The organism is Pseudomonas corrugata (assembly GCF_050920615.1).
GTDB classification, from domain to species: Bacteria; Pseudomonadota; Gammaproteobacteria; order Pseudomonadales; family Pseudomonadaceae; genus Aquipseudomonas; species Aquipseudomonas corrugata.
Genome location: NZ_CP130434.1, coordinates 1588102 through 1609903, shown reverse-complemented (window position 1 = coordinate 1609903; position 21802 = coordinate 1588102). Strand labels below are relative to the sequence as shown.

25 protein-coding genes are annotated in these 21802 nt (G+C 60.1%); 4 read left to right on the top strand and 21 right to left on the bottom strand.

Annotation, left to right across the window (positions count from 1 at the left end):
• Positions 1–5 precede the first annotated feature (5 nt).
• The 10 genes from QZH45_RS07170 to QZH45_RS07125 all read right to left on the bottom strand — a co-directional run bounded on the left by QZH45_RS07170 (position 6) and on the right by QZH45_RS07125 (position 6053).
• A complete protein-coding gene (locus QZH45_RS07170) occupies positions 6–536 on the bottom strand; it encodes a tail fiber protein (protein WP_024779054.1) in 531 nt (176 codons plus the stop codon).
• Positions 533–1177, bottom strand: coding sequence for a phage tail protein I (locus tag QZH45_RS07165; RefSeq protein ID WP_024779053.1), 645 nt, complete (start codon positions 1175–1177; stop codon positions 533–535). Before QZH45_RS07165 ends, QZH45_RS07170 begins: the two co-directional genes overlap by 4 nt.
• Positions 1174–2169 carry a baseplate J/gp47 family protein gene (locus QZH45_RS07160; protein ID WP_053192736.1) on the bottom strand — a complete coding sequence of 332 codons (996 nt, stop codon included), beginning with the start codon at positions 2167–2169 and terminating at the stop codon, positions 1174–1176. Before QZH45_RS07160 ends, QZH45_RS07165 begins: the two co-directional genes overlap by 4 nt.
• Positions 2166–2498 carry a phage baseplate protein gene (locus tag QZH45_RS07155; protein WP_024779051.1) on the bottom strand — a complete coding sequence of 111 codons (333 nt, stop codon included), beginning with the start codon at positions 2496–2498 and terminating at the stop codon, positions 2166–2168. Before QZH45_RS07155 ends, QZH45_RS07160 begins: the two co-directional genes overlap by 4 nt.
• A gap of 10 nt (positions 2499–2508) precedes the next feature.
• Positions 2509–3120 carry a phage baseplate assembly protein V gene (locus QZH45_RS07150; protein WP_055136030.1) on the bottom strand — a complete coding sequence of 204 codons (612 nt, stop codon included), beginning with the start codon at positions 3118–3120 and terminating at the stop codon, positions 2509–2511.
• A 3-nt stretch (positions 3121–3123) separates the two neighbouring features.
• A complete protein-coding gene (locus QZH45_RS07145; protein ID WP_024779049.1) occupies positions 3124–3636 on the bottom strand; it encodes a hypothetical protein in 513 nt (170 codons plus the stop codon).
• 36 nt (positions 3637–3672) lie between these two features.
• Positions 3673–4023, bottom strand: a complete 351-nt coding sequence (locus QZH45_RS07140) for a phage holin family protein (protein ID WP_024779048.1) — start codon at positions 4021–4023, stop codon at positions 3673–3675.
• Positions 4024–4074: 51 nt separating this feature from the next.
• Positions 4075–4656, bottom strand: a complete 582-nt coding sequence (locus QZH45_RS07135) for a DUF642 domain-containing protein (RefSeq protein ID WP_024779047.1) — start codon at positions 4654–4656, stop codon at positions 4075–4077.
• Entirely contained in the window at positions 4653–4850 is a 198-nt protein-coding gene (locus QZH45_RS07130) for a Com family DNA-binding transcriptional regulator (protein WP_122319408.1), read from the bottom strand. The genes QZH45_RS07135 and QZH45_RS07130 overlap by 4 nt, the downstream gene beginning before the upstream one ends.
• 468 nt (positions 4851–5318) lie before the next feature.
• Positions 5319–6053, bottom strand: a complete 735-nt coding sequence (locus QZH45_RS07125; protein WP_024779046.1) for a LexA family transcriptional regulator — start codon at positions 6051–6053, stop codon at positions 5319–5321.
• A 588-nt stretch (positions 6054–6641) separates the two neighbouring features.
• Here QZH45_RS07125 and QZH45_RS07120 point away from each other — a divergent pair.
• From QZH45_RS07120 to fdxA, 3 genes are all read left to right on the top strand, one after another.
• A complete protein-coding gene (locus QZH45_RS07120; protein WP_024779045.1) occupies positions 6642–6995 on the top strand; it encodes a DUF6124 family protein in 354 nt (117 codons plus the stop codon).
• A 330-nt stretch (positions 6996–7325) separates the two neighbouring features.
• Entirely contained in the window at positions 7326–9893 is a 2568-nt protein-coding gene (gene mutS, locus QZH45_RS07115) for a DNA mismatch repair protein MutS (RefSeq protein WP_167355726.1), read from the top strand.
• A 133-nt stretch (positions 9894–10026) separates the two neighbouring features.
• A complete protein-coding gene (gene fdxA / locus QZH45_RS07110; RefSeq protein WP_024779043.1) occupies positions 10027–10350 on the top strand; it encodes a ferredoxin FdxA in 324 nt (107 codons plus the stop codon).
• Between the two features lie 550 nt (positions 10351–10900).
• Here fdxA and rpoS read toward each other — a convergent pair.
• The 8 genes from rpoS to QZH45_RS07070 form a co-directional block, all read right to left on the bottom strand.
• On the bottom strand, positions 10901–11908 hold the full coding sequence (rpoS, locus tag QZH45_RS07105; protein WP_024779041.1) for an RNA polymerase sigma factor RpoS: 1008 nt from the start codon (positions 11906–11908) through the stop codon (positions 10901–10903).
• Positions 11909–12014: 106 nt separating this feature from the next.
• Positions 12015–12860 carry a peptidoglycan DD-metalloendopeptidase family protein gene (locus QZH45_RS07100; protein WP_024779040.1) on the bottom strand — a complete coding sequence of 282 codons (846 nt, stop codon included), beginning with the start codon at positions 12858–12860 and terminating at the stop codon, positions 12015–12017.
• A 211-nt stretch (positions 12861–13071) separates the two neighbouring features.
• Positions 13072–13707 (bottom strand): protein-L-isoaspartate(D-aspartate) O-methyltransferase, encoded by a 636-nt coding sequence (locus tag QZH45_RS07095; RefSeq protein ID WP_162164412.1) that lies wholly within the window; start codon positions 13705–13707, stop codon positions 13072–13074.
• 38 nt (positions 13708–13745) lie between these two features.
• Positions 13746–14495 carry a 5'/3'-nucleotidase SurE gene (gene surE / locus QZH45_RS07090; protein ID WP_024779038.1) on the bottom strand — a complete coding sequence of 250 codons (750 nt, stop codon included), beginning with the start codon at positions 14493–14495 and terminating at the stop codon, positions 13746–13748.
• Positions 14483–15541: a tRNA pseudouridine(13) synthase TruD gene (gene truD / locus QZH45_RS07085; protein ID WP_024779037.1), complete on the bottom strand. Its 1059-nt coding sequence runs from the start codon at positions 15539–15541 to the stop codon at positions 14483–14485. Before truD ends, surE begins: the two co-directional genes overlap by 13 nt.
• Complete coding sequence (gene ispF, locus QZH45_RS07080; protein ID WP_053192730.1) at positions 15538–16011, bottom strand: 2-C-methyl-D-erythritol 2,4-cyclodiphosphate synthase; 474 nt, start codon at positions 16009–16011, stop codon at positions 15538–15540. The genes truD and ispF overlap by 4 nt, the downstream gene beginning before the upstream one ends.
• 43 nt (positions 16012–16054) lie before the next feature.
• Complete coding sequence (gene fghA / locus QZH45_RS07075; RefSeq protein ID WP_024779035.1) at positions 16055–16900, bottom strand: S-formylglutathione hydrolase; 846 nt, start codon at positions 16898–16900, stop codon at positions 16055–16057.
• Between the two features lie 93 nt (positions 16901–16993).
• Positions 16994–18106, bottom strand: a complete 1113-nt coding sequence (locus QZH45_RS07070) for an S-(hydroxymethyl)glutathione dehydrogenase/class III alcohol dehydrogenase (RefSeq protein WP_024779034.1) — start codon at positions 18104–18106, stop codon at positions 16994–16996.
• Positions 18107–18213: 107 nt separating this feature from the next.
• Here QZH45_RS07070 and QZH45_RS07065 point away from each other — a divergent pair, with 107 nt between their 5' ends.
• Entirely contained in the window at positions 18214–19110 is an 897-nt protein-coding gene (locus QZH45_RS07065; protein WP_024779033.1) for a LysR substrate-binding domain-containing protein, read from the top strand.
• A 133-nt stretch (positions 19111–19243) separates the two neighbouring features.
• Here QZH45_RS07065 and ispD read toward each other — a convergent pair whose 3' ends face one another.
• From ispD to eno, 3 genes are all read right to left on the bottom strand, one after another.
• Positions 19244–19951: a 2-C-methyl-D-erythritol 4-phosphate cytidylyltransferase gene (ispD, locus tag QZH45_RS07060; RefSeq protein WP_024779032.1), complete on the bottom strand. Its 708-nt coding sequence runs from the start codon at positions 19949–19951 to the stop codon at positions 19244–19246.
• Positions 19948–20226 carry a cell division protein FtsB gene (ftsB, locus tag QZH45_RS07055; RefSeq protein WP_024779031.1) on the bottom strand — a complete coding sequence of 93 codons (279 nt, stop codon included), beginning with the start codon at positions 20224–20226 and terminating at the stop codon, positions 19948–19950. Before ftsB ends, ispD begins: the two co-directional genes overlap by 4 nt.
• Before the next feature lie 171 nt (positions 20227–20397).
• Positions 20398–21687, bottom strand: coding sequence for a phosphopyruvate hydratase (gene eno / locus QZH45_RS07050; RefSeq protein ID WP_024779030.1), 1290 nt, complete (start codon positions 21685–21687; stop codon positions 20398–20400).
• Positions 21688–21802 lie beyond the last annotated feature (115 nt).

Genomic DNA, 21802 nt, shown 5'->3' with positions numbered 1-21802 from the left:
TTGATTTATTTGGCTTCAAGCGCCATGACCCGAAAGATCAGGCCGACGTGCCGCGCCATGTTGTCGATGTTGGCCGTCGCCAGCGCAGCGATCTCCTCGCTGAGCAAGATATTCAGGCTCTCGGAGCCGACGACCACCGTGACGCTTTGCGCCGGTAATGGTGAGATATCCAGCGTGAATTTTTGCAGTACTCGCGCCGCCGCCGCTTTGTAAGTCAGCAACTTTCCGGCCACTGAATAAACCGCCAGTAACGTGCCGGTAGAGAGGTAGAAGCCGAACTCCCCGATCTCGTATTCATCAGGCCCGTCGAATAATGCAGCCATTCTCAGTTGCCCTGGATCAAGGTCTTCGTAATCCACGATTGCCACGCGCTGTCGCTCATTGCGAAGCGCAGTTTCCGCTCCAGTTGGATCGTAGCGGGCAGTGCCGGCACCGATGTGAGTGATCTCACCTTTCAAGCCTTGGTTCTTTGCCTGCAACACTTCCGCCAAGCCGGCGGAAGTGAAGCGAACCAAGCGCGTAATGTCTTCTGTCATGGCTGCGCCCTGAGGTCGTAATCGTTAATGGTGTAGCGTTGGGAAATTCCAATGCTGATAAGCCGCGCACCGAACTCAAGTACCGGCAGTGCTCCGCATAAAACCAGTTCACCGTCGCTCAGCGGCCCGTGCAAAGCTGCCGCCGCGCCCAGGCCGCCGCGCGTTTGATGCACGACGGTGATGGTGGCTTGGTCGCGCTCGCTCTTGGCGGCATTGATTCGCTGTATCAAGCGACTGTGATCACCGCTGGCCCAGCCTTGGCCGATGATGGCTTGCACATCAAAGGTGTAGGGATGGGCATTGGGTTGCTGTTCGTACCAGGCGGTGACGTGGGGCGTGAACCCCAGGGATTCGACGGCACGGTTCAAGGCCTGGCGGGTGCCCGCCTGGCGCTGGATCTGCCAGGACAGCGAAACCGTCAATCTCTTTTCCAGATCGCTGGCTGTCGCATCCCATTCGCTGACGCCGCGATCCGCCGCCAGATAAGGCAAGAAGGAGGACGGTGTCTGGCTCGCGTTCATCAGCTCGGGGAATGGCGGATCAATGCGCTCCAGCAACCGGGCGAAACCCAGGTCAAGTGCTCGTTCCAACGCTGAGCTGTTGGCGGGCAACAGGCTCGGACGAGAGGCGTCATCACTCATAGCGTGTCCACCTCAACCTCGACGCCCGTGCAATACGGGGCTTGGAAAGCTGTCGTCACTATCGGCACCAGCGGTTCGAGAATTTGCAATTGAACCGCCCCTACGCTGTGCAGCATGTAGTCGATCCAGCTTGGATCGACCCGGCCCTCCAGGCGATGACACGCCTCGGCGTATGCTTGCAACTGCTGTTGCGCGGCGACCTTGGTCAGGCCCGAGTCAGGGCCGGCATTGATCTTCGCCACGACACGGATCTTGTAAGGTTTGATCTGCGCGGCCTGGACGATGACCAGATCCGTTTCCGGTCGTACATCAGGCCGGGCGAAATGTTGGCGAACACCCTCGAGCAATGCCTCCGACGGTGTACCGTCACCCTCTCGGGAAAGCACCGTCACCGTAACTTCACCCGGTGCCGTGCGGCGTCCATTGCCGTCCTTGACCTGGGCGGCAAGCCCATCCGGGTCGAAGCTGTACGTCACCGTCACGACACCCGCCGCACTGCTGTCCACCTTTACTGCGGGGCGTGCGCCAAGGGTAAAAATCTCCCGCCGATACTGCATGCGCGAACCGGCCGCCGGGGCATGGGGCGCCAGGTAATAACGCAACCGGGCGTCATCGTCGCTTTCGTAGACCGGGGCGATGGGTGGGAACGCCGCCGGATCGCCCGGGTCGAGCAACTGGCGTTCGAGGCCCATGTCGGCCAGGCGGGCATCGAGGTTACTGCCAGTGGCCCACCACGCCAGCATCTGCTTGATCCGGGCGTTGTATTTGCGTTCGTGGGTTTGCAACCGCACGCAGAACGCCTCCAGGGCCAGGGTCAGCAACTCGCTTTCGTTTTCCAGGCTGACCGCAAGCCTCGCCGCGCTGTCGGGAGAGCGCGCACCGACGTACTCGACCACGAAGGTCTTGAACTCGGCGAGCAGGTCCTCGAACGCGTCGACGGTGACGATGGCCGGTTCGGCCAGTTGGTTCTGGCCGGGTATCAGCATGCTCATGTCACCACCTCGAACGTCTGTTTGCGGTTTTTCCAGGTGCCGGCGAAGCGCAGCAGCAATCCGGCGCCTTGGCGGCTGGCAACGATGACCTGCGGCTCGAAGTCGCCGATGCCGTTGTGTGGGTTGTAGAAGGCTTGGGCTGCGTGGCTCTGGGCAAGAATCAGCAGGTCATCGCCGAGGTTCTGCCCCAGCAATTGCGTGAGCGCGCAGCCATACAAAGGGCGTTTCTGGCGGGTGCCCAAGGGGGTGGTCAGCGCCCGGGTGGCGCGCTGCACGAACTGCGGCCAGTCATCCACCGTGGCGCCGGTGTTTCTATCGATTCCGATCATGGGAAGCTCTTTATGCGGTGCTGATGACTCGCCCCTGGTGATCCACCAGCGGGCCGCTCAGGTGCACACCGGAAGCGTCGAGCCGGATACCGACGGCACCCAGTTGCAAGTCGATGGCCTCAGGTGTCATCGCCAGCCGCGACGGGCCGATGGTCAATTCGAGGGATTCACGGGAACCGGTGAATGTCGCCGGGCCGTTTTTCCAGTGCAGGACATGACTGGCATGGTCGTAGCCGTTTTCCGAGCCGTCCGGGTAAAGGCGACGGGTCAGCGTTGCCTGTGTCGAGACGGGGGGAAACTGACCGCCGTTGAGGCCGAACAACGCCACCGACTGTCCGCCGCCATCGCCGCCGCCATGGTTCAGCAGCAGGCATTGCTCGCCCACGGAGGGAATCCGCGACTCGCTCTGGGCGCCGGCACTCGGGTTGAAAAAGCGGATCGCCGGGGTCAACAGCTCTCCATGGGCGACCTTGCAGGTATTGGTGGCCGCATCGACCTCCTGGCAGACGCCGATGCGACAGAGATTGTCTGCGCGTCGGTACAAGTCTTCGAGCTCGGTTTCCATCCCGGCCAGGCGCTCGATGATCGGCCCCAGGTACATGCGTAGAAGCGCATCGAACATGGTTCAGCCCTCCAGTGCGGTGTATTGGTCCGGGTCGTCGATGTTCGACACTTCCCAGGTGCGGGCGAATTTCGGGATGCCCAGCGGGTCCTCCAGCAGCGTCGGACCGAGGTACAGGGTTTGGGTGAATGAAACGGCCCAGGCGCTGTATGGCCGGGTCCCTCCGTTGAACACCGATGCAACGCCCTCGATATCCGTGGGCCGGCTGCACTGCTCAGCTGACAGATCCCAACGGTTGTCGACGATCAGGCGTTTCAACTGGCAGGCCAGGTCGCAGGCCGTCAAACCCGTGCCGGGCGAAACGACTTGCATGGAAAGCGTCAGGACATGGGCGATACGCCCGTCATTGGCACGGTTGCCTGACGTGTCGCGTTCGATGGCGATCAATACCCAAGACTGATCGCCGGTGTCGTCAAAGTCCTGGAGACTCCCAACCTTCAAGTCGGGAAAGGTGGTACGCAGCGTCTCGGCAATGGCGGAAAACAACTGCGAGGGTTTTTCGATGAGAGTGGGCATTGGATGGCCTCATTCCTGTGGATCGGCGGCACCGGCTCATTGTTGGTCGGGACGGGAATCCGGCGGTGGCACTTCACAAACGCCAATCCGCTTGGCAACCCAACGTTCGTAGAGACCGATGGCCACATCGGCACCGGCCATGGCGGTCAGGCACCCCAAGGCGCAGGCACTCCAGATCGACATGCCGAGGGCATACAGCAGCATGATTGCCGAGACACCGCAGATCACGCAGGCGCCGGAGCGCAAGGCCAGGCGCCGCAACAGCGACCAGCCTCGGGCACCTTCCTTGTCGGCACGCCACATCTCGCCGGACACCCCGCCCACCAGGGCGAGCAGGATGACCAGCCAGATCGGCATGTCCAGCAACGCTTGTTGCTCGTTTGTCATTCACGCCTCCTGGGGGTGATTGGGGTGGGCAATTGCGGGACGAACGGTGTTTTACAACCGCTCGACAATGACGTTGTCGACAAAAGCGAAGTGAGCATTCGGATCCTGCTCATTCCAAAAACTCAGCGTGGTTTGATCGCTCACCGCGGTGAAATCGTAGGTTCTGGTTTCCCACACCGTTGCGTCGCTGGTGGCGACAGGGGTGTCGAAACGGGCGGCCTGACCTGCCACCTTGACGTTGATGATGCCGGTCCCCGTGCGGTTCACGTATTTGGAACTGCCAGCACTGAACGTCAGGCGATAACCTGCGCCAACTACCGTGCTGATGTTTTGCTGGATGCCACCGCCGTTTTGATAGGTGTAGTTGGCGAGGTCAACACTCATCGCCCCTTCAGCGGCGACTGAGCTGCCAATGGCAGCCCTGACATTGATGTATTCCACACCCGACAGAAACGTGGTCCAACCGGTTACGAAGTCGGCTTGGGCAGGGGTATTCAGAACGCAGTCATTGCCACAACCGGGGGTTTCAAAACTGCCATTCACGACCAGGTTGGCCGCGAAGGCAGAACTGCCCACCGCCAACATCGCCATGGACAGGACGAACGAACCAATAAGTTTTTTGATTTTTTTCATGCTTTCACCTGAAGAGTCGATGTTCTTGCGCGGAGCATTCCGCATTCATGTCGCTCAAAGGCGTTCACTCGAGGCTCAACGGCCTTCACATGATTCAACGTCCCACACCGGGCACATTTGATCTGGAGTTCGGTGTTCTCGCCCATGCGGGCCAGAAGTCGTTTGCAGCGACCGCATCTGAAATCCTTCAGCATTTGAAAGCCCTCCATTGGCGGCGGTGATGATTTGAAGCGCCTCACGGCGCAGGCATTCCAAAAAGCCCGGTCGCCCAGGCTTTTCAGTAATGCGCTTGATCTTTCGGCGCGACTGGCGCGGTACGGATCCATTCAAATTGTTCCTCCGGCCGCGGTCCCTGCCCGCCGGATAACTGCTTCTGGTGCTTTACGCTGCACACCTGGGCCAGTTGCCAACCCTCTGAACCGTTGAGGCCGGTTCATCGCTGCCTGTTGATGAAACTAAAGAGCGGTTGTTGCCAGCCACTTTGTCGAGCGGCTTGGACACAGAATATGCATGGATGCATATACAGTCAATGCACAAATGCATTTATTTATGCGCGACAAATGCATCAGCGCATTGCCGCCCAGTGGGAACAAGGGTTGGCGCCCTTTTCGTGGGCGAAAAAAAACCCGCACATCGGCGGGTTTTATCTGACAGCGGAAGGGTTAGCGGGCGTACATGCCCCACCAGAAGACATGGCCGAGGATGACGATCTGCTCATCCTGCATTTCCTGGAAGCTGTAGTCTTCGTCCGGATGCTCATCGCGGTTGAAGCTGCGCAGGCGGATGCCGGTGGGCAGACGGTAAAGCTGCTTCACCCGCAACTGGCCGTTGTGATTGATGGCGTAGAGGTCACCGTCGACGATGTCGCCGATTCCGCATTTACCCGCATTCACCCCGACCGTGGCGCCATCGCGCAGCACCGGCAACATACTGTTGCCGCGTACTGTCACGCATTTGGCCTGGTCGAACTGCACGCCGTTATGACGCAGGCTGCGCTTGCCAAAGCGCAGGCTTGAGCGCTCGCTCTCCTCGATGACGAATCTTCCTGATCCAGCAGCCAATTCAACCTCACGCAGAAAAGGAACCGACACCTCGTCTTCTTCGACTGGGGTATCGTCATCCCAAAGGCTTATGTCCTTGAGCTCGGAATGCGGCTCGTCGCGGCGGCTGTTGCCGGCAGGCAAAACATCGGCGCGCCCGCGCAATTGGTCGGTGCTCACGGCGAAGTACTCGGCGATCTTCGAGATGTGTTTATCCGAAGGATCGACGATCTTGCCGCTGAGGATCCGCGAGAGGGTGGATTGAGGCACGCCGGTACGCCGGTGAAGCTCCGTGGGGGAGATCCCGTGCTGATCGAGCAATGCTCTTAATACGGTAGAAACGTTGCGTTTTTGCATAACGCGCATAGTGCTTGTTCTTTTCGAAGAAGACAAATGCTGATTTGCATAAACATGGGATGCAGCACACTTGAAGCCTATTCAGGCCAGTGTGGCGAGGGGATTTATCCCCGCTGGGGCGCGAAGCGGCCCCAAATGCCGCAGCCATTGAATTGACTCTAGGGGCTGCTGCGCAGCCAACGGGGATAAATCCCCTCGCCATAAGAGCTTGCTGGCCACGAAGAAACGCCTCCTACACATTCTTAGGAAGCCGCCGCCCCTGCGTCCTTCAAATGCGCGGCACCAGGCTACATCGCCTTGCGTCTCTGCCTACAACTGCGCCAGAATCCGCCGGCTTGTCCATCTTGGATCCCATCGGTACTTTGGTTCTCGTCACTGCCCATCAGTGATCGGGTTTAGTCGCTCGGTACTCCAAGGTGCTCACTGCTCCATTAGTCAGGTATCTCATCCCTGTACTTGATGGTGGCTGTGCGCAGGGCGCCCTCGGGCGCGCCGGTTTCTTGGATCCCCGGTCGACTAACCTGCGTACAGCTGCCACCCCTCGTTTAGTCGCGAGTGCGTGGTGGCTCAACTTCAAGGATCCATAGAATGCCGAAGAACACTCCAAATCCCCCTGACGATCACGTCTCCCGCAGCCAATCGGCCAACGCCAAGAAACTCGACGAAGCCGCCACCCGCGCCCTGGACTATTACCTCAAACCAAAAGCCGACAAAGAAACCTGCGACATCCTCGACACTCTTTTCATCATCGCCCCGAACATCGACGCCGAATGCCTGCTCGCCAACCTCAGCGAAACCCTGGCCTCGGCCAATGCCATGGTCAGTGACCTGGCGTTCGACCTGGAGGGCTCGCGGCGGCATATCGCGCTAGGGGTCCAACAGATGATCGAGCTGGGCCAGTTGCTGGCGAACCGGGCGTTGGATGTGGTTGAGCCGAGGTAACGCATTCATCAACGCATGACCCCATGTGGGAGCGAGCCTGCTCGCGATGGCGGCGCAATAGTCGGCAGATACGTTGCCTGACACGCCGCTATCGCGAGCAGGCTCGCTCCCACAGGGTTACCCCGCGGCTTATCCGACCGACATCAGCCATATGTCGTTTTTTTTGCCGGCAATCAAGGGCTACCATTCAAAGCCCATTGGAGCCACTCCATCTGGGTCGCACCAGCCCCCCCATGTTAACCTTGCGCCCATCGCGGAAAAGCCGGGCCGATGCCCCTCCTTTTGCCCTACCCCTTTCAACGAGTTTGCCTGACACCGATGAATACAGCCGTGAACGATCTGTCCTCCCATACGCCGATGATGCAACAGTACTGGCGCCTGAAGAATCAGCACCCCGATCAGTTGATGTTCTACCGCATGGGCGACTTCTACGAGATCTTCTATGAGGATGCGAAGAAGGCCGCCAAGCTGCTGGACATCACCCTGACGGCGCGTGGGCAATCGGCAGGCATGGCGATTCCCATGTGTGGGATTCCTTACCACGCGGCGGAAGGTTACCTGGCGAAACTGGTCAAGCTGGGTGAGTCGGTGGTGATCTGCGAGCAGGTCGGTGACCCGGCCACCAGCAAGGGACCAGTGGAAAGGCAAGTGGTGCGCATCATCACACCGGGTACGGTCAGCGATGAGGCGCTGCTGGACGAACGCCGGGACAACCTGATTGCCGCCGTGCTGGGGGACGAGCGCCTGTTCGGTCTGGCGGTGCTGGACATCACCAGTGGCAATTTCTCGGTGCTGGAAATCAAGGGTTGGGAAAACCTGCTGGCGGAGCTGGAACGGGTCAACCCGGTGGAGCTGTTGATTCCCGACGACTGGCCCAAGGACCTGCCGGCAGAGAAACGACGTGGGGTCCGACGTCGGGCGCCGTGGGATTTCGAGCGCGACTCGGCCCTGAAAAGTCTCTGCCAACAGTTTTCCACCCAGGACCTCAAGGGCTTCGGTTGCGAAAACCTGACCCTGGCCATCGGTGCCGCCGGTTGCTTGTTGGCCTACGCCAAGGAAACCCAACGCACCGCCCTGCCCCACTTGCGCAGTCTGCGCCACGAGCGCCTGGACGACACGGTGGTGCTGGACGGGGCGAGCCGGCGCAATCTGGAGTTGGACACCAACCTGGCCGGTGGACGGGACAACACCTTGCAGTCGGTGGTCGATCGTTGCCAGACCGCCATGGGCAGCCGGCTGCTGACCCGTTGGCTGAACCGTCCCCTGCGGGACCTGACGGTGTTGCTGGCGCGGCAGACCTCCATTACTTGCCTGCTGGATCGTTATCGCTTCGAGCAGTTGCAACCGCAGCTCAAGGAAATCGGTGACATCGAGCGAATACTGGCGCGTATCGGCCTGCGCAACGCCCGCCCACGGGATCTGGCGCGCCTGCGCGATGCCCTCGGCGCGCTGCCGGAACTCCAGGTGGCGATGACCGACCTTGAAGCGCCGCATCTGCAACAACTGGCACGGATCACCAGCACCTACCCGGACCTGGCCGCGTTGCTGGAAAAAGCCATCATCGATAACCCGCCCGCCGTGATCCGTGACGGTGGAGTGTTGAAAACCGGCTATGACGCCGAGCTCGACGAGCTGCAAGCCCTGAGCGAAAACGCCGGCCAGTTCCTGATCGATCTCGAAGCCCGGGAAAAAGCCCGGACCGGCCTGAGCAACCTCAAGGTCGGCTACAACCGCATCCACGGCTACTTCATCGAATTGCCGAGCAAACAAGCCGAGCAAGCACCGGCCGACTACGTTCGTCGCCAGACGCTCAAGGGTGCCGAACGCTTCATCACCCCGGAACTCAAGGCCTTCGAAGACAAGGCGCTGTCGGCCAAGAGCCGCGCCCTGGCCCGGGAGAAGATGCTCTACGAGGCGCTGCTCGAAGACCTGATCAGCCAACTGCCGCCCCTGCAGGACACCGCTGCCGCACTGGCGGAGCTGGACGTGCTGAGCAACCTGGCCGAGCGTGCGCTGAACCTGGACCTCAACTGCCCGCGCTTTGTCAGCGAGCCGTGCATGCGCATCAGCCAGGGTCGCCACCCGGTGGTCGAGCAAGTATTGACCACCCCGTTCGTGGCCAACGATCTGAGTCTGGACGACAACACCCGCATGCTGGTGATCACCGGTCCTAACATGGGCGGTAAATCCACCTACATGCGCCAGACTGCCCTGATCGTGCTGCTGGCCCACATTGGCAGCTTCGTACCCGCGGCAAGCTGCGAATTGTCCCTGGTCGACCGGATATTCACCCGGATCGGCTCCAGTGATGACTTGGCCGGCGGGCGTTCCACGTTCATGGTGGAAATGAGCGAAACCGCGAACATCCTCCACAATGCCACCGAACGCAGCCTGGTGCTGATGGACGAAGTCGGGCGCGGCACCAGTACCTTCGACGGCCTGTCGCTGGCCTGGGCGGCGGCCGAACGCCTGGCGCACCTGCGGGCCTACACGCTGTTCGCCACCCATTATTTCGAGCTGACGGTGCTGCCGGAAAGCCAGCCGCTGGTGGCCAACGTCCACCTCAACGCCACCGAGCACAACGAACGCATCGTGTTCCTGCACCACGTGCTACCCGGCCCGGCCAGCCAGAGCTATGGACTGGCAGTGGCACAGCTGGCGGGCGTGCCGGGCGAGGTGATCAGCCGCGCCCGCGAGCACTTGAGCCGCCTGGAAACCTCCAGCCTGCCCCATGAAACACCACGCCCGAACAAAGGCAAACCGGCCGTACCGCAGCAAAGCGACCTGTTCGCCAGCCTGCCCCATCCGGTGCTTGATGAGCTGGCCAAGCTCGACCTGGATGACCTGACACCACGCCGGGCATTGGATTTACTCTATGCATTGAAGACACGGATCTAACGCAAGGGCGTTCAAGCTGTTAGAATCGCGCGCGGTTTGGGATGCTGCGGACTATTAGCCTGGTCCGCTCCCAAGCCTGGCGACCCCACCGTGAAGAGGGATCCGCTGCCGCCGCCTGAGGAGAGAATTAGAAATGACCTTCGTCGTCACCGACAACTGCATCAAGTGCAAGTACACCGACTGCGTAGAAGTCTGTCCGGTGGACTGCTTCTACGAAGGGCCGAATTTCCTGGTCATTCACCCGGACGAGTGCATCGACTGTGCCCTGTGTGAACCGGAATGCCCGGCGAACGCCATTTTCTCGGAAGACGAAGTGCCGTCCGGCATGGAGAACTTCATCGAGCTGAACGCCGAACTGGCGGACATCTGGCCGAACATTACCGAGAAGAAAGATGCGCTGCCGGACGCCGAAGAGTGGGATGGCAAGCCAGGCAAGATCGCAGACCTCGAACGCTGATCATCTGCGTTCTTCGAAAAGGCCCCTTGCGGGCCTTTTTGCTTTCCGGCGGCTGGAATCGATCAGAGAGGTCGAACGCAGTGCGTCCGTAGAGGCGTTCCCAAGCAGCCCGTTACCAATTCGCAGGCAAAAAAAAGGGGCGGTTTGACCCGCCCACATTTTTTCCCTAATCCCTTTGATCCTTTTCATCATCCTGATGAATCGCATCCTGCGATGTCCTTCCTTCCCCATCGTCCGTGACGGGTGTGTCTGTCCGTCGACACAGGACTGATATTAGTGTTTTCCCCAGCGAGCGCAATTCATCCGAAGCGGCCGACAGCACCTGTCACGCCTCGTTCATCTATTTAAATACCCTTTAAAATCAATAGGATAATAAAAAGAAGCGGCATTGATTGTCGTCTGTCCCCGGCCACGAGGAACCGAACACTTACACAACACTAGGCAAAAGCTTACAAGCCGAGCCGGAAACATGGCAGGGCCGAGACCCTCCCCCCAGAAACGGCAAAGCCCCGAACCAGTCGGGGCTTTTCCTGCTGCACTTGCCGGGTTGCTATTGGAACAGCGACTCGCTCGAGAGGCCGTTCTTCTCCAGGATCTCGCGCAGACGCTTGAGGCCCTCCACCTGAATCTGTCTCACCCGCTCGCGGGTCAAGCCGATTTCCAGGCCTACATCTTCCAAGGTGCTGCTTTCATGGCCACGCAGGCCAAAGCGGCGGATCACCACTTCCCGCTGCTTGTCCGTCAGCTCCGAAAGCCATTGGTCGATGCTCTGGGACAAGTCGTCATCCTGAAGCAGTTCACAAGGGTCCGTGGGGCGCTCGTCAGTAAGGGTGTCCAGCAGGGTCTTGTCCGAGTCCGGCCCCAACGAGACATCCACCGAGGAAACCCGTTCATTGAGCCCAAGCATGCGCTTGACCTCACCCACCGGTTTTTCCAGCAGATTGGCGATCTCTTCGGGTGAAGGCTCATGATCGAGCTTCTGGGTCAGCTCACGGGCGGCCCGCAGGTAGACGTTAAGCTCCTTGACCACATGAATAGGCAACCGGATGGTACGCGTCTGATTCATGATCGCCCGTTCGATGGTCTGGCGGATCCACCAGGTCGCGTAGGTCGAGAAGCGGAAGCCTCGCTCAGGGTCGAATTTCTCGACGGCGCGAATCAGCCCCAGGTTGCCCTCTTCGATCAGGTCCAGCAGCGAAAGCCCACGATTGACGTAGCGTCGGGCGATTTTCACCACCAGGCGCAAGTTGCTTTCAATCATGCGTTTTCGACCAGCCGGGTCACCGCTTTGCGACAGCCGCGCAAAATGAACCTCTTCCTCTGGGGAGAGCAGCGGTGAGAAACCGATTTCGTTGAGGTACAGCTGAGTGGCGTCAAGCGCCCGGGTGTAATCGATGTACTTATGTTGTTTAAGTGAAGTGGAGTGTCTGGATTTGGCACGAACGGAAGGAGGAGACGCTCCCTCATCATTCGACATCGAATCCATAGCGATGCCGGTCTCCATCAGGAGAACCTCATCGTCGATGTCAAACTCCGGCACTTCTTTACTGAGAGCCATTGTTATAGTCCTTTGGTGAGTTCGACCTCAAGCTCAAGCGACGCCTTTATCCTTGGCAACGCTGGAGCCTGTTCCCTCTACGTGACGGAACAGGCTGACAACCAAATCAACGACGTGGCAGGAATTGCAGTGGATCTACCGGTTTACCTTGTCGGCGAATCTCAAAGTGCAGTTTCACCCGGTCTGTACCTGTGGAACCCATTTCGGCAATTGTCTGTCCGACCTTGACCTGCTGCCCCTCCCGAACCAACAGCCTGCGGTTGTGACCGTAGGCACTGACGTAGGTATCGCTGTGTTTGATGATCACGAGTTCGCCGTAGCCCCTCAAACCACTCCCGGCGTACACAACCGTGCCATCAGACGCGGCTAAAACAGGCTGTCCCAAATCCCCGGCGATATCAATTCCTTTATTCAAACTACCGTTTGAAGAGAATTTTCCAATGAGAACGCCACTAGAAGGCCATCCCCAGCCAGTCGGGGCGGGGCCTGCAGGAGGCAGGGGGGCAGGTGCCGGTTTGCTCGCGACGGACGGTACTGTCGTCGTCGCAGCCCCGATCGGCCGGCGGATGACCGTAGTTTTGCTCGATGACGAAGGTGTCGTATCCGACTGCGTGACGACCGCCGTAGGCGTTGACCCACTGCGACCATCGAAGCGAATCGCCTGACCTGGATGAATCGTATAAGGCGCAGGAATGTTGTTCCGCGCGGCGAGGGACTTGTAGTCCCAGCCGTAGCGAAAAGCGATGGAAAACATGGTATCGCCGCGACGGACTACATACTGACCGGTCGTTACTGTAGGACGCTGCGGTGCAGCACTGTTGCGATCGACAACCCGGACATTGCCCGGTGGCGTACTGGAACAACCGACCAGCAAGGTACTCAAGACAAGGCCAGTCACCAGGCGCTGAAAACTCGTGATACCCATACGCTGCGCAATGACTGTGAGACTCACCCGCCGCTCCCTTTGTGGTGGTTGAAAAATTGGAAACTGCCTGCCCGGGCAGACACTATGCAAGTATAACGGAGCGCGACTGCGTCTCTATTAATGAAGCGCCAAGCGCTGTCGCACACGTTTGCTCGACGCCATTGAGCCCTGTTCGACATTGGGGGGCCGCTGTAAGACACAACCCACGCCTCGGAATTCAGCGTCCGTTTATAAATGCTCAGGCCAATGGCCCGTTGAGTAGCGGCACGAACCGCACCGCACCCAGGACATGGCGTGAAAAACCTTGTTCTTCACGCACGATCAACATCAACTGCTGAACCTCACCGGAACCCACCGGAATGACCATCCGCCCACCGGGGGCGAGTTGATCCAGCAGGGCCTGAGGTACATCGGTGGCCACTGCGGTGACGATGATGCCGTTATAAGGTGCCAGCGCCGGCCAGCCCTCCCAACCATCGCCCCAGCGAAACACCACGTTGCGCAGGTTCAGTTCAACCAGGCGCTCCTTGGCGCGATCCTGCAGCACCTTGATTCGTTCCACGGAAAACACCCGCTCCACCAGTTGCGACAACACCGCCGTCTGGTAGCCCGAACCGGTGCCGATTTCCAGCACTTTGTCCAACGGCCCCGCCTCCAGTAGCAACTCGCTCATGCGGGCCACCATATAAGGCTGGGAAATGGTCTGGTTGTGACCGATCGGCAACGCCGTATCTTCGTAGGCGCGATGGGCCAGGGCTTCATCGACGAACAAATGCCGAGGCGTACGGCGAATCACTTCCAGCACTTGGGCGTTGGACAGGCCTTCTTCGTAGAGCCGCTGAATCAGTCGCTCTCGGGTTCGCTGGGAGGTCATGCCGATCCCCCGGCGCAGCATATCGTCTTGCTCACGCATCAACTCAGCCCCTCCAGCCAGCCATCAATGTTTCGAAAGGCATCGTTGAAGGTCCGGTCTAGCTGCAACGGGGTGATCGAGACATACCCCTGCATTACCGCATGGAAATCGGTGCCCGGCCCACCATCCTCCGCGTCACCGGCGGCGGCGATCCAGTAACCGGCCTTGCCCCGCGGGTCGACCACGTGCATGGGCTTGGCGGCGCGGGCACGATGGCCCAGACGCGTGAGTTGGATACCACGAATGTGATCCAGGGGCAGATTCGGGATGTTCACGTTCAGCACCGTGCGCGGCGGCAGGTCCAGTTCGCCATGGGCTTCTACCAGCTTGCGGGCGAAGTAGGCAGCGGTAGGCAAGTTATCGACCTGCCGTGAAACAAACGAAAAGGCAAACGATGGCTGTTTCAGGAAGCGACCTTCCAGGGCGGCGGCGACTGTACCGGAATACAACACGTCATCTCCCAGGTTGGCGCCCAGGTTGATGCCCGAGACCACCATGTCCGGCTCGCGCTCCAGCAGGCCGTTGAGGCCCAGGTGCACGCAATCGGTAGGGGTGCCGTTGAGGCTGATGAAACCGTTATCCAGATAACAGGGGTGCAACGGACGGTCGAGCGTCAGCGAGCTGCTGGCGCCGCTTTTGTCCTGGTCCGGGGCGATCACCACGCACTCGGCAAAATCCGCCAACGCAGCATAAAGCGCGGCAAGACCGGGTGCTGTCACCCCGTCGTCGTTAGAAATCAGAATACGCATGGGCTGTCCGTCTGCCCCACCGGCACCAGATCGACGAGTTCGCGCACCAAGACAGTGGCGAAACATCCGGCCGGCAGGACGAATTCCAGTTGCAGAATGTCTAGCGAGGGATAATGCCACGACAGCCCGCCAATGGGCAGTCGCAGGATGCGACGTTCGTGACTCATTCCCGCGTTTACCAACCAATCGCGCAAGTCCGCTTCGCGCTCGGCGACGGCCTGTTCCAGATCGTGGGTCACGCCCGAGGCCGGCGAAGGGCCTTCGCCCCACAGTGGCCCGGTCGGGTGCAGATCGAGAATCGCCAGGCGCGGATCGTTGCATTCAGCTTCACCTGCCGGGAAAAAGCTGCGGCTGTCGGTGAAGGCCAGCAAGTCGCCCACCAGGGCTTGTCGCCAGGTACCGTCGGCCACCCGTGCCGCCAATACACGGTTGAACAGGAAACTGCGGGCTGCCGACAACAGCCGCGAACGCACGTTGCGTTGCTCCGGCAAGGCCCTGCGTGCCGCCCAGGCACGGGCATCGACGACGTTGCCGCCGTCATGACCAAAGCGCTGGGTACCATAGTAGTTGGGGATTCCCTGGCGGACGATCTGTTGCAGGCGCGCGTCGATGGCCGCCGGGTCGCCCTTGAACTGGGTCAGACGCAACGTGAAACCATTGGCCGAGTGCGCGCCGCGCTGCAGCTTGCGCTTGTGGCGACCGGTCTTGAGGATCTTCAGCGTGTCGTTCTCTGCCGCCGACAGGTCCGGATCCGCCTTGCCCGGCAATTGAATGCTGAACCATTGCCGCGTCAGGGCCTGACGGTCCTTGAGCCCGGCGTAGCTGACGGTACGCAGCGGCACACCGGCGGCCTTGGCAATTCGCCGGGCCGCCTCCTCGGTGTTCAAGCCACGCTTTTCGACCCAGAGCCACAAATGCTCGCCATCGCCGGTCAACGGGATGTCGAGCACTTCATCGACCTGGAAATCTTCAGCAGTGGCCTTGAGCACCGCGCTGCCCAGTGACTCGCCATAGGCACGCGGCCCCAACAATTCCAGTTCGGTCATGGGCGCAGCAACAAGGCAACGGAATGGACGGCAATGCCTTCTTCGCGACCGACGAAACCCAGCTTCTCGGTGGTGGTGGCTTTCACGTTCACCTGGTCCAGCTCAACTTGAAGATCCTCGGCAATCAACTGGCGCATGGCCTCGATGTGCGGCGCCATTTTCGGCGCCTGGGCAACAATGGTGTTATCGACATTGCCGACCTTCCAGCCCTTGGCTTGGATCAGCGAGACCACATGGCGCAGCAGCACGCGGCTGTCGACGCCCTTGAATCGAGGATCGGTGTCGGGAAAATGCTTGCCGATATCACCCAGGGCCGCCGCGCCGAGCAATGCGTCGCTCAGGGCGTGCAGCAGGACATCACCGTCAGAATGCGCGAGCAACCCGAAGCCGTGTGCGATACGCACGCCGCCCAGCGTAATGAAATCGCCTTCAGTGAAACGGTGAACATCGTAGCCGTGGCCAATACGCATAAAAAAAAGCCCTGATTTCTGTCAGGGCGTGATTCTACCTGCATTAGACGTTTAGAGCGCGTGCATGATGTTGCAGATGGTCATCAATGAAACTGGCGATGAAGAAGTAGCTGTGGTCGTATCCCGGTTGCAGGCGCAACTCCAGGGGATGACCCGCAGCCTTCGCCGCCTGTTGCAAGGCTTCAGGCTTGAGCTGGTTGGCCAGGAAATCGTCGCGATCGCCCTGGTCCACCAGCAACGGTAGCTTCTCGTCAGCCTCGGCAATCAGCGCACAGGCATCCCATTCACGCCATTTCGAGCGGTCTTCCCCCAGGTAACGGGAGAAGGCTTTCTGACCCCATGGGCAATCCATCGGATTGTTGATCGGCGAAAAGGCCGACACCGAACGGTAACGTCCCGGATTGCGCAAGGCGCAGACCAGCGCGCCATGGCCGCCCATGGAGTGACCACTGATGCTGCGCTTGTCCGACGCCGGAAAATGCGCCTCGACCAACGCCGGCAATTCCTGCACCACGTAGTCATACATCCGATAGTGCCGCGCCCAGGGTTCCTGCGTGGCGTTCAGGTAGAAGCCCGCACCAAGGCCGAAGTCCCAGGCGCCGTCCGGATCACCCGGTACATCGGCGCCCCGAGGGCTGGTATCCGGCGCAACGATGATCAAACCCAACTCGGCAGCCATACGCTGGGCACCGGCCTTCTGCATGAAGTTCTCGTCGGTGCAGGTCAGCCCGGACAGCCAATACAACACGGGCAACTTGCCACCCTGCTCGGCCTGCGGTGGCAGGTACACGGCAAACACCATGTCACAGCCGAGCACTTCGGAGCGGTGCCGGTAACGCTTGTGCCAGCCGCCGAAGCTTTTCTGGCAGGAGATATTTTCGAGGTTCATAACTTCACCTCAGCTCCAAGCTCCAAGCTGCAAGCCGCAAGAAAAAGCACCGCGCTTCACTTGCAGCTTGTAGCCTTTGGCTTGCTGCTGCTCTTAAAAATGAATGACGGTACGGATGCTCTTGCCTTCATGCATCAGGTCGAATGCCTTGTTGATATCTTCCAGGCCCATGGTGTGGGTGATGAAGGTATCCAACGGGATCTCGCCCTTCTCGGCCATTTCCACGTAGCTGGGCAACTCGCTGCGACCGCGCACGCCGCCAAACGCCGAACCGCGCCAGACGCGGCCCGTCACCAGTTGGAACGGACGGGTGGCGATTTCCTGGCCGGCACCGGCCACGCCGATGATCACCGACTCGCCCCAGCCCTTGTGGCAGCATTCCAGTGCGGCACGCATCAACTGGACGTTGCCGATGCACTCGAAGGAAAAGTCCACGCCGCCGTCGGTCATGTCGACAATGACCTCCTGGATCGGACGGTCGAAGTCTTTCGGATTGACGCAATCGGTAGCGCCCAACTGCTTGGCAATCTCGAACTTGGCCGGGTTGATGTCGATGGCGATGATCCGCGATGCCTTGGCTTTCACGGCGCCGATCACCGCCGACAGGCCGATACCACCCAGGCCGAAGATGGCCACGGTGTCACCCGGCTTGACCTTGGCGGTGTTGATCACCGCGCCGATACCGGTGGTGACGCCGCAACCCAGCAGGCAGACCTTTTCCAAGGGTGCTTCCTTCGGGATTTTCGCAACGGAGATTTCCGGCAACACGGTGTACTCGGAGAACGTCGAGGTACCCATGTAGTGGAAAATGGTTTCGCCCTTGTAGGAAAAGCGCGAAGTGCCGTCCGGCATCAGGCCTTTGCCCTGCGTGGCGCGAATGGCCTGGCAGAGGTTGGTCTTACCCGACTTGCAGAATTTGCACTGGCCGCACTCCGGCGTGTACAGCGGAATCACGTGGTCACCTACTGCAACCGACGTCACGCCCTCACCGATGGCTTCGACGATTGCACCGCCTTCGTGGCCGAGGATCGAGGGGAAAATACCTTCCGGGTCGGCGCCCGACAGGGTGTAGGCGTCGGTATGGCAAACACCGGAAGCCACCACACGCAACAGCACTTCCCCTGCCTTGGGCATGGCGACATCGACTTCAACGATTTCCAGGGGTTTCTTGGCCTCGAAGGCAACGGCAGCGCGCGACTTGATCATCCGGTCTCTCCATCAAATAAAAACAAGACCGGGAGTGTAATCCGCCGCAGGACGATGAATAATCCAATCAAAAGCAAAACATTATTGCCATACAGGGATAATCCTTCATGTCCGATAACCGCTGGGAAGGGATCGACGAATTCGTCGCCGTGGCCGAATGCAGCCAATTCACCGCTGCAGCCGAACGCCTCGGGGTGTCCTCCTCTCACATCAGTCGACAGATCGTGCGACTTGAAGAGCGGCTACAGACACGCTTGCTGTACCGCAGCACCCGTCGAGTCACCCTGACCGAGGCCGGGCAGACGTTTTTGCAGCATTGCCAACGGCTGCAGGATGGCCGCGAAGAGGCACTCCGGGCTGTGGGTGATCTCACCAGCGAACCCAAGGGCATGTTGCGAATGACCTGCGCGGTGGCCTACGGCGAGCGGTTCATCGTGCCGCTGGTCACCCGTTTCATGGGGCTCTACCCACAATTGCGGGTAGACATCGAGCTGAGCAATCGCCCCCTCGACCTGGTCCACGAAGGGTTGGACCTGGCGATTCGCCTGGGTCGCCTGCAAGACTCTCGCCTGATTGCCACGCGCCTCGCACCACGTCGCATGTACCTGTGCGCCTCGCCGTCTTACCTGGAACGGTATGGTCGACCCCATAGCTTGTCGGAACTGAGCCGCCATAACTGCCTGATCGGCAGTTCCGACCTCTGGCAACTGGAGCAGAACGGGCGGGAATTTTCCCAGCGCGTGCAGGGAAACTGGCGCTGCAACAGCGGCCAGGCGGTGCTGGAGGCGACCTTGCAAGGGGTCGGGCTGTGTCAGTTGCCGGATTACTACGTGCTGGAGCATTTGCACAGCGGCGCGTTGATCTCGCTGCTGGAAGCGCATCAGCCACCGAATACGGCGGTGTGGGCGTTGTATCCACAGCAACGGCATCTGTCGCCGAAGGTGCGCAAGCTGGTGGATTATTTGAAGGAAGGGTTGGCTGAGCGACCGGAGTACCGGGGATGAAGCCAGTGTTTCAGGGCCTGGGCAATAGCTATCGCGAGCAGGCTCGCTCCCACAGTGGATCTTAAATCGACACATACTCTGTGTACGACAGAAACCCTTGTGGGAGCGAGCCTGCTCGCGATGGCGATTTCACTCAGTGGCGATAAGCCCAACGCTGGCGCAACCACTCCAGGTCTTCGGGACGGGTGACCTTGATATTGTCCGACCGCCCTTCGATCAACCGGGGTGCCTGCCCCGCCCACTCCATGGCCGAAGCTTCATCGGTAATCACCGCATCCGCCACCAGGCTGTCGGCCAACGCTCGATGCAAGGCTCCAAGGCGAAACATCTGCGGTGTATAGGCTTGCCAGATCACGCTGCGATCAACGGTTTCCAGCACACGACCGTGCTTGTCGACGCGCTTGAGGGTATCGCGTGCCGGGACGGCCAGCAGGCCACCGACCGGGTCGTTCGCCAGCTCGCCGAGCAGCGTGTCCAGATCGTCCCTGGACAGGTTGGGCCGGGCGGCATCATGCACCAGCACCCAATCATGATCGTCAGCGCCTTGGGCATGCAGATGCAGCAAGGCATTGAGCACCGAATCCGAACGCTGCGCGCCACCGTCTACCCGCTGGATGCGAGCGTCGTCGGCACAAGCCAGGGTCGGCCAGTAAGGATCATCGTGTGCAACGCAGACCACCACGCCCTTGACGGTCGGATGATCGAGGAAACAGCCGAGGCTGTGTTCAAGAATTGTGCGCCCGCCCAGTTGCAGGTATTGCTTGGGACGGTCCGCGGCCATACGGGCTCCGACGCCCGCGGCAGGAATCACGGCCCAGAAGGCCGGCAATCGGATACTCATTGGGCCAACTGGTAGAGGGTTTCGCCCTCCTTGACCATGCCCAACTCATGACGAGCCCGCTCTTCAACGGTCTCCATGCCTTTTTTCAACTCCATCACTTCGGCGTCCATCACCCGATTACGCTCCAGCAATGCCTCGTTCTCGGCATGCTGGTCGGCAATCTGCTGAGTCAGGTCGGCCACTTGCGCCAGGCTGCCGTTACCCACCCACAGGCGGTACTGCAGGCCGGCCAGCAACAGGAGCAAGACAAGAAACAACCAATTGGGACTGCGCATCGAATATCAGGTATCCAGTGAAAAAAGACCGCCATGCCAAACTTTGAAACGTCTGATAGCACGAAGCCTGGAAGAACCAGGCTTGTGCTTCATAAGGCATCAGATTAGAAGCAAAACCGCCGCTATAGCGACTTTTTCGCCCCGACCCGCTGTCTTTTTATCATTTACCGCTTAACCGCGAAACTCGGCACGACCGTTGTACTTGGCCTTGCCGTTCAACTGTTCTTCGATACGCAGCAGTTGGTTGTACTTGGATACGCGGTCGGAACGGCACAGCGAACCGGTCTTGATCTGCCCTGCCGCGGTGCCCACGGCCAAGTCGGCAATGGTCGAGTCCTCGGTTTCACCGGAACGGTGGGAGATCACCGCGGTGTAGCCGGCGGCCTTGGCCATCTGGATAGCTTCCAGGGTTTCGGTCAGGGTGCCGATCTGGTTGAACTTGATCAGGATCGAGTTGGCGATCTTCTTGTCGATGCCTTCTTTCAGGATCTTGGTGTTGGTCACGAACAGGTCGTCGCCCACCAGCTGGGTTTTCTCGCCGATCTTGTCGGTGAGGATTTTCCAGCCAGCCCAATCGGACTCGTCCAGGCCGTCTTCGATGGAGATGATCGGATAGCGCTCGGTCAAGCCCTTGAGGTAGTCGGCAAAACCTTCGGCAGTGAACACCTGGCCTTCGCCGGACAGGTTGTACTTGCCGTCTTCGAAGAACTCACTGGCGGCGCAGTCCAGAGCCAGGGTCACGTCGGTGCCCAGCTTGTAGCCGGCGTTGGCCACGGCTTCGGAGATGACTTTCAGCGCGTCTTCGTTGGACGCCAGGTTCGGTGCGAAACCGCCTTCGTCGCCAACCGCGGTGCTCAGGCCACGGGCCTTCAGCACAGCCTTGAGGTGATGAAAAATCTCGGTGCCCATGCGCAGGCCTTCGGAGAAGGACTTGGCACCAACCGGCTGGACCATGAATTCCTGGATGTCGACGTTGTTGTCGGCATGCTCGCCGCCGTTGATGATGTTCATCATCGGGACCGGCATCGAGTAGACGCCCGGCGTACCGTTGAGGTTGGCGATGTGAGCGTACAGCGGCAGGTCCTGGTCCTGGGCGGCAGCCTTGGCGGCGGCCAGGGACACGGCGAGGATCGCGTTGGCGCCCAGAGTGGCCTTGTTCTCGGTACCGTCGAGCTTGATCATCGCCAGGTCGAGGGCCTTCTGGTCGGCAGGATCCTTGCCGAGCAGCAGGTCACGGATCGGACCGTTGATGTTGGCAACAGCCTTCAGTACGCCCTTGCCCAGGTAACGGCTCTTGTCGCCATCACGCAGCTCCAGCGCTTCGCGCGAGCCGGTGGAAGCACCGGACGGCGCGCAGGCGCTGCCGATGATGCCGTTGTCGAGAAGCACGTCCGCTTCAACAGTGGGATTGCCACGGGAGTCGAGAACTTCACGACCTTTGATGTCGACGATTTTTGCCATTGTTGTAAACACTCCAAAGTTGACGAAACGCTGTGGGAGCACGACTTGCCGGCGATGGGGGCCTCAAGGGCGCCATCGCTGGCAAGCCATGCTCCCACAAGAGCAGTGCGGCCAG

What these genes read in the sequence shown, in the direction of transcription:
- QZH45_RS07170 (WP_024779054.1), bottom strand. Translation starts at nt 536, where the DNA reads ATGACAGAAGACATTACGCGCTTGGTTCGCTTCACTTCCGCCGGCTTG.
- QZH45_RS07165 (WP_024779053.1), bottom strand. Translation starts at nt 1,177, where the DNA reads ATGAGTGATGACGCCTCTCGTCCGAGCCTGTTGCCCGCCAACAGCTCA.
- QZH45_RS07160 (WP_053192736.1), bottom strand. Translation starts at nt 2,169, where the DNA reads ATGAGCATGCTGATACCCGGCCAGAACCAACTGGCCGAACCGGCCATC.
- QZH45_RS07155 (WP_024779051.1), bottom strand. Translation starts at nt 2,498, where the DNA reads ATGATCGGAATCGATAGAAACACCGGCGCCACGGTGGATGACTGGCCG.
- QZH45_RS07150 (WP_055136030.1), bottom strand. Translation starts at nt 3,120, where the DNA reads ATGTTCGATGCGCTTCTACGCATGTACCTGGGGCCGATCATCGAGCGC.
- QZH45_RS07145 (WP_024779049.1), bottom strand. Translation starts at nt 3,636, where the DNA reads ATGCCCACTCTCATCGAAAAACCCTCGCAGTTGTTTTCCGCCATTGCC.
- QZH45_RS07140 (WP_024779048.1), bottom strand. Translation starts at nt 4,023, where the DNA reads ATGACAAACGAGCAACAAGCGTTGCTGGACATGCCGATCTGGCTGGTC.
- QZH45_RS07135 (WP_024779047.1), bottom strand. Translation starts at nt 4,656, where the DNA reads ATGAAAAAAATCAAAAAACTTATTGGTTCGTTCGTCCTGTCCATGGCG.
- QZH45_RS07130 (WP_122319408.1), bottom strand. Translation starts at nt 4,850, where the DNA reads ATGCTGAAGGATTTCAGATGCGGTCGCTGCAAACGACTTCTGGCCCGC.
- QZH45_RS07125 (WP_024779046.1), bottom strand. Translation starts at nt 6,053, where the DNA reads ATGCAAAAACGCAACGTTTCTACCGTATTAAGAGCATTGCTCGATCAG.
- QZH45_RS07120 (WP_024779045.1), top strand. Translation starts at nt 6,642, where the DNA reads ATGCCGAAGAACACTCCAAATCCCCCTGACGATCACGTCTCCCGCAGC.
- fdxA (WP_024779043.1), top strand. Translation starts at nt 10,027, where the DNA reads ATGACCTTCGTCGTCACCGACAACTGCATCAAGTGCAAGTACACCGAC.
- rpoS (WP_024779041.1), bottom strand. Translation starts at nt 11,908, where the DNA reads ATGGCTCTCAGTAAAGAAGTGCCGGAGTTTGACATCGACGATGAGGTT.
- QZH45_RS07095 (WP_162164412.1), bottom strand. Translation starts at nt 13,707, where the DNA reads ATGACCTCCCAGCGAACCCGAGAGCGACTGATTCAGCGGCTCTACGAA.
- surE (WP_024779038.1), bottom strand. Translation starts at nt 14,495, where the DNA reads ATGCGTATTCTGATTTCTAACGACGACGGGGTGACAGCACCCGGTCTT.
- truD (WP_024779037.1), bottom strand. Translation starts at nt 15,541, where the DNA reads ATGACCGAACTGGAATTGTTGGGGCCGCGTGCCTATGGCGAGTCACTG.
- ispF (WP_053192730.1), bottom strand. Translation starts at nt 16,011, where the DNA reads ATGCGTATTGGCCACGGCTACGATGTTCACCGTTTCACTGAAGGCGAT.
- fghA (WP_024779035.1), bottom strand. Translation starts at nt 16,900, where the DNA reads ATGAACCTCGAAAATATCTCCTGCCAGAAAAGCTTCGGCGGCTGGCAC.
- QZH45_RS07070 (WP_024779034.1), bottom strand. Translation starts at nt 18,106, where the DNA reads ATGATCAAGTCGCGCGCTGCCGTTGCCTTCGAGGCCAAGAAACCCCTG.
- QZH45_RS07065 (WP_024779033.1), top strand. Translation starts at nt 18,214, where the DNA reads ATGTCCGATAACCGCTGGGAAGGGATCGACGAATTCGTCGCCGTGGCC.
- ispD (WP_024779032.1), bottom strand. Translation starts at nt 19,951, where the DNA reads ATGAGTATCCGATTGCCGGCCTTCTGGGCCGTGATTCCTGCCGCGGGC.
- ftsB (WP_024779031.1), bottom strand. Translation starts at nt 20,226, where the DNA reads ATGCGCAGTCCCAATTGGTTGTTTCTTGTCTTGCTCCTGTTGCTGGCC.
- eno (WP_024779030.1), bottom strand. Translation starts at nt 21,687, where the DNA reads ATGGCAAAAATCGTCGACATCAAAGGTCGTGAAGTTCTCGACTCCCGT.